At 35.0% G+C, this 1,796-nt stretch carries 1 protein-coding gene; it reads right to left on the reverse strand.

The window, feature by feature from the left end; translation table 11 throughout:
* Nucleotides 1–836 precede the first annotated feature (836 nt).
* Complete coding sequence (locus EXA13_RS16500; protein ID WP_238134085.1) at nt 837–1,691, reverse strand: hypothetical protein; 855 nt, start codon at nt 1,689–1,691, stop codon at nt 837–839.
* Nucleotides 1,692–1,796: the final 105 nt, after the last annotated feature.

Genomic DNA, 1,796 nt, shown 5'->3' on the forward strand with positions numbered 1-1,796 from the left:
GATGAACTTAAGACTCGAAGAACGAGAAGCACAAAGCTTATCAAATATGAACAGACTCGATCGTTAACTTTTATGAGAACAGAAAATTGATAATATTTTCTTTGGCTACTAACTTGATAACTCCAACAACTTATTGATTAAATGACATAATTCAAAAAAACACGATTAATAATCAACGAATCATTTGTGTAATTTCACGAATATCGCCTAACGCTGCATTAAGGGGCAAGAAACGCAAAACGCTGCACTTAAACTAAACAGCCGTCACCTCAAATGCTCACCCGAACCAAAAATGCCACGCGTTGATTGTCCCTCTTAAATGCTTTGTTAGGCGATTTTATAAACCATTTCAATCCCTTACCAAAGAAACATCAGAACAAACCAAATTAAAACAACATGTGAGTTTAACATTGACCCTGTAATATTCACTTGCCAACAACGAAACTCATGGTCTAGTTCAAAGAAAAAATCACGGCCACCAAGCTCATCGCAAAATCACTCAACTGTTAAGGATGAACTTAAGACTCGAAGAACGAGAAGCACAAAGCTTATCAAATATGAACAGACTCGATCGTTAACTTTTATGAGGACAGAAAATTGATAATTTTTTCTTTGGCTACTAACTTGATAACTCCAACAACTTATTGATTAAATGAAACAATTCAAAGAATCACGATTAAGAATCAACGAATGATTTGTTTAATTTCACGAATATCGCCTAACGCCCTGTTAAGGTGTGAGCAACGCAATACCGAAGCTTCCGCATACCACCTTAAACACTAAACGTAACGCATAGTAAAAACGCCATGCGTTGCGAATCACTCTTAAACAGTTTGTTAGGCTATAGTTTCAACGACTGAGTACTGTTTGATGAACTCATCTCTTGTCATAACTTCCGTATTAACTCCTAGCCATTGGTATACAGCTCGAACCTTATGTGCAAAACGTCTGTCATTTGTTACAAATATATCAACGTAGGCACCATAAATCGCGTGAGTAGTATCATGTAAACTAGCAATGTTTTTGTTGGACTTATCAGGGTAATAACGACTGTATTCTAAATATTCCATCAACTTTTCCACTGCCATTTCAAACATTGGGAAATACGGCATCAATGCCGCTGCCTTTAACATTCTGATATTTATCGGTTTTTTAGGAACATATTGCTTCATCACCTTATTCTTTTTCAGCTCCTTATAATTAATGGTAATGACTCTGAATAGCTCGTCTCTATATTTATCTAATAGTTCCAATACATCTGAATTATTCGCTGATGATGATTTAATATCATTATTTTCTTCAATACTCTCACCAAAAGATAGCTTCTCTTTTTGATGAGACTCTGGAATCCAGTTTCGATCATATAAGTCAAAAACCCTGATAAATGTTTCTCTCGGGTTTTCAACGTATGTATAGACACCATTAGTTCTAACTGAACGAAGATTATGCCTAGGAAAAGGCAATAAACAATAAGAACTAGTTACCTCGTTCAAAAAATCTAATTTTTCGTATGCCACATCTAAAGTCTGACCATAATGCTTCACTGTTGCTGCAACCTCTTCAACATGTGCGGGGCTAAATACGATTCGATACTTTGAACGATCAAAATCATTTACTATTTTTTTAATAGCTTCATTTCTATCATTTTTAAGATCAATGATAATATTATTATCTAAATATATATATTTCATAGCTTACTTACTAACCTTTATTTATATAGCTAGTGTACCCCACGAAAAGTGGACACAACATAACTACACACTTTCAAACACCACTGGACTCACATAGCCCAACGC

Origin of the sequence: Vibrio cincinnatiensis, assembly GCF_022113815.1 — a bacterium.
Taxonomy (GTDB): Bacteria; Pseudomonadota; Gammaproteobacteria; order Enterobacterales; family Vibrionaceae; genus Vibrio; species Vibrio cincinnatiensis_A.